At 62.2% G+C, this 3,962-nt stretch carries 6 protein-coding genes; 4 read left to right on the top strand and 2 right to left on the bottom strand.

The genetic code is table 11. From position 1 onward, the window contains the following. The 4 genes from EN893_RS38730 to coaBC all read left to right on the top strand — a co-directional run. A partial coding sequence (locus EN893_RS38730) for a hypothetical protein (protein ID WP_206640155.1) occupies positions 1-333 on the top strand: 333 nt, incomplete at its 5' end. A gap of 2 nt (positions 334-335) precedes the next feature. Then, a complete protein-coding gene (locus EN893_RS22535) occupies positions 336-590 on the top strand; it encodes a hypothetical protein (RefSeq protein ID WP_127270486.1) in 255 nt (84 codons plus the stop codon). 2 nt (positions 591-592) lie between these two features. Beyond that, complete coding sequence (locus EN893_RS22530) at positions 593-994, top strand: type II toxin-antitoxin system VapC family toxin (RefSeq protein WP_127270488.1); 402 nt, start codon at positions 593-595, stop codon at positions 992-994. A 25-nt stretch (positions 995-1,019) separates the two neighbouring features. Next, a complete protein-coding gene (coaBC, locus tag EN893_RS22525; protein ID WP_127302015.1) occupies positions 1,020-2,252 on the top strand; it encodes a bifunctional phosphopantothenoylcysteine decarboxylase/phosphopantothenate--cysteine ligase CoaBC in 1,233 nt (410 codons plus the stop codon). Positions 2,253-2,339: 87 nt separating this feature from the next. Here coaBC and EN893_RS22520 read toward each other — a convergent pair whose 3' ends face one another. Further along, positions 2,340-2,918 carry an invasion associated locus B family protein gene (locus EN893_RS22520; RefSeq protein WP_127272727.1) on the bottom strand — a complete coding sequence of 193 codons (579 nt, stop codon included), beginning with the start codon at positions 2,916-2,918 and terminating at the stop codon, positions 2,340-2,342. Between the two features lie 35 nt (positions 2,919-2,953). Beyond that, positions 2,954-3,962 (bottom strand): autotransporter outer membrane beta-barrel domain-containing protein (locus EN893_RS22515; RefSeq protein WP_164901021.1); only part of this gene is annotated, 1,009 nt, incomplete at its 5' end.

Below are 3,962 nucleotides of genomic sequence, written 5' to 3'. Positions count from 1 at the left end.
CTGGGTAATTGCGCTGACGCTGGTCTATATCGCCTGGAAGATCATCTGAGTGCAGGCAATGACAGCAATGCTGTCATTGCAGTCGGAAATCGAGATCGCTATATTCTACGTAGGAGTGTGCATATGGCGAGGATTACCGTCCGCAATCTGGAAGACCATGTCATGCGGCGGCTACGCGAGCGCGGCGCCGCGCGGGGCGTTTCCATGGAGCAGGAAGCGCGGGACGTGCTCGCCGCATCCGTTGGGCTGCCGACCACAAAAGGGTTCGACCGAACGGGTTTGGCATCTGGGGAAAAACCCAAGGATCAATCAATCGCAAGAATGCAGGAATAGCCATGGGCACCCTGACGATCCGCAATCTCGACGAGGATTTGAAGCAAAGGCTGCGCGAGCAGGCCGCCAGACATGGCGTGTCAATGGAGCAGGAGGCAAGAACCCTGTTGTTGAAGGATGTAGCGGCAGTCAACAAGCACGACGACGATGTCGTCACGGCAGAGGAAATCCTCGAATTCGGTCGACGATTGCGAAAAGTGGACTTCGATCAGAAAAAACTAACGGATGAGCTCTGGTCCTTCATCGAGGAGGACTGACTGTGGTGATCGACACCTCCGCGATTTTGGCCATCCTCAAGCAGGAGCCTGATGCACCGGTGATAGCCCAGCGCCTCGCCGGAAATCAGCTGATGTTTATGAGCGCCGCGACCCTGATGGAATGTGGCACGGTCGTCGTCGGACGTTATGGGGCGGCCGGCACAGCTGAGTTGAGAGGCCTTCTAGAAAGACTGAAAGTCACGATCGTCGCTCTCACTGCCGAACATGCACAGGCCGGCATTGAAGCCTATGCCCTCTATGGCCGCGGCACTGGCCATCCCGCCAAACTCAACATGGGCGACTGTTTTTCCTACGCCCTCGCCAGGACGCGAAACCTGCCGCTGCTTTTCAAGGGCAATGATTTCATCCATACCGATATCGAACCGGCGCTGAAGCCGGCATGACACTCGATAAGAACTGGTCTTGGGCATGAGCCTCTCCGGCAAGCGCATCCTGCTCATCATCGGCGGCGGCATCGCCGCCTACAAGGCGCTCGATCTCATCCGCCGGCTGCGCGAGCGCGGAGCCGGCGTTCGGGTGGTCATGACATCGGCCGCGCAGGAGTTCATCACCACGCTGTCGGCCGGCGCGCTCTCCGCCGACCATGTCTTTACCGAACTGTTCGACCGCCAGGACGAGCACGATGTCGGCCACATCAGGCTGTCGCGCGAGGCCGACCTGCTGGTGGTGGCGCCAGCCACCGCCGACCTGATGGCCAAGCTCGCCAATGGCCACGCCAACGATCTGGCCTCCACGGTGCTCATCGCCACCGACAAGCCGGTGCTGATGGCGCCAGCCATGAACCCGAGGATGTGGGCGCATCCGGCCACCCGCCGCAACCGCGCGACGCTGCAGAAAGACGGTGTCATCTTCGTCGGTCCGGTCAGGGGCGAGATGGCCGAAAGCAATGAAGCGGGCGAAGGCCGCATGGCCGAGCCGCTGGAGATCGTCGCCGCGATCGACGCACTGCTCGACGTCGGCCCGAAGCCGCTGTCGGGGCGCAGGATCATCGTCACCTCCGGCCCCACGCATGAGCCGATCGACCCGGTGCGCTACATCGCCAACCGTTCGTCCGGCAAGCAGGGCCATGCCATAGCGGCAGCACTGGCCAGGCTCGGCGCCGATGTGCACCTCGTCTCCGGTCCTGTCGGCATTGCCGATCCGGCTGGCGTGAAGACCATCCATGTCGAACGTGCGCAAGAGATGCGCGACGCGGTGGAACAGCTCCTGCCTGCCGACGCGGCGGTGTTCGTCGCCGCCGTTGCCGACTGGCGAACCGAAAATTCAGCCGGTGAGAAGATCAAAAAGGTGGCCGGCGAAGGGCCGCCGGTGCTGCGCATGGTCGAAAATCCCGACATTCTCGCCGGCGTCGGCCATCACAGCCAGCGACCCGGCCTGATTATCGGCTTCGCCGCCGAGACGCAGGATCTCCTGCGCAACGCCGAGGCCAAACTCAAGAAAAAAGGCGCCGATCTCATCGTCGCCAACGACGTGTCGCAGGGAAGCGGCGTCGGTTCTTCTGGCGTGATGGGCGGCGATCGCAACCGGGTGCGGATCGTGTCAAAGGCTGGCGTCGAGGAATGGCCGGAGATGAGCAAGGACGATGTGGCGGCGCGGCTCGCCGCCTTGATCGCCGAAAGGCTTAAAACCATCATCGTTTGAACCGACGCAGAGACGTTCTGAGGCAGTGACGCACTGCCCTGCCGCGAGACGACATTCAGGCAGCGCTTTAAGTCCTGCGGCTCTACCTCAATTGGTCAAAAGCTGCGCGGTCCGGGCAAGCGCGCCGGCGAAGCCGTTGAGCGGAATGGAAAAGTTCACCGCTTGTCCGGTATCTGCCGCGAAAGCGTCGATCTTCAGTGTGGTGCCTGATTTCAGCAGCGGCGTGACAGTCGCATCGAACACCACCGGCACCAGACAGCCGACGACCTGGCAGGTGTTGAACGCCAGGCTGCCGTCCAGCTTCTGATCGTCGATGGTCAGGCTGACCCCCTTGGCCAGCGCCAGGCCGAACGGCAACGCAAGCGTGCCCATGGCATCCTCGCCGGTCTTGCTCGACAGCTCGATCGCCAGCAGCCGCTGATTGCTTTGCTTGTTGAATTGCTGATGCGACAGGCTGCAGGTCTTGGCCGTGCCCGATATCTGGCAATTGACCGTCCAGTCGCCGTGGGTTTCAGACAGTGCCGACGCGCCGCCGGGCAACTGCGGCACATCCGCGGCAGCGGGTGCCGCGACCGCCTTGTCGCTCTTGGTTTGCGCCGCCACGGCCGCCACGCCGACGGTGCAGGCAACACCCAGCATCGCCACGAAATACGCGTACTTCCTCATCAAGATCCCTCCCGCCCGGCTCCGCCTCGGGCCAGCTAGAAACTGACCTTGAGAGACGCGCTGATCGCGTTCTGTTTAACCGTTTCGCCGAAGGCGCCATTATATCTGACGGACATGCCGACGCCATTGACGCCGTTCAGCTCAAGGCCGGCGCCGACCCGATAGAGCGGCGAATCGACGGCCTCCGTCAAGTGCAATGCGGGGTTGCCAGGCAGATTCTCCGCCGCCGCGAAGCGACCTTCGATTTCCCACTCCTTGTCGGAAAACTCCACGCCAGCCTTGCCGTAGACGCGAAGGCTGGCAATGTCGCTGAGTGCAATGTCGGTACCGATCTCGAAAGCCGGCGTCGCCGAATAATACATGTTGGCGCTGCCGTCGAAGTTGAAGGCGGCAACCGAGCCCACTTCCTTGCCGGAAACACGCAGCCAGCGCGCGTCGAACTGCAGGGTCGGCTGCAGGTAGAAAGCACCCATCTCCTGCGTTATGCCGAGCCGCGCCGAACCGCCGAACTGGGCGGTTTTCTGCGTGTAGGTGACACTGTTGCCGATGCCAGGCAGCAATGCCTCCGGCAGATAATCGCCGATCAGCGTTTCGCCCGGAATGAAGGCCACCTGATCGAGATGCGTATCGCGCTCGCCCTTGAAGGAGCCGGTGCCGCCGCCGACTGCGAAGTCGATGAAGTAGTTCTTGTCGGCATATTTCGCCAGCGCATACGCCTGCCAGGATTCGCCTGTCGTGGCCGACAGCAATTCGCCGTTGAAATCGATCTTCGAGTCGAATTCGGTCCGGCCTATCGTTGCGCCGAGCGACCAGTGCTGGCTGACCTCGCCAATGCCGCCAAGCGACATCGTCTTCATGACGTCGTCTCGGCTGGTGGTGCCGGCCTCAGCGTCGCGGCTGTACTCGGCTTGCGGACTGATCGACGCCCAGACACAGCGTCCGTCGGGATCCTTGTAGGCGCGAACGCCGGTGCATTCGCGCGCCGCCTCCAGCATGATGTCCGTGGAGCGGTTGATCATCTCGAATGTGTGCACGGCATAGTGC

Origin of the sequence: Mesorhizobium sp. M7A.F.Ca.CA.004.04.2.1 (assembly GCF_004022825.1) — a bacterium.
Classification (GTDB): Bacteria; Pseudomonadota; Alphaproteobacteria; order Rhizobiales; family Rhizobiaceae; genus Mesorhizobium.
The sequence above is the reverse complement of the archived record's forward strand: the minus strand, read 5'-3'. Positions and strand labels throughout refer to the sequence as shown.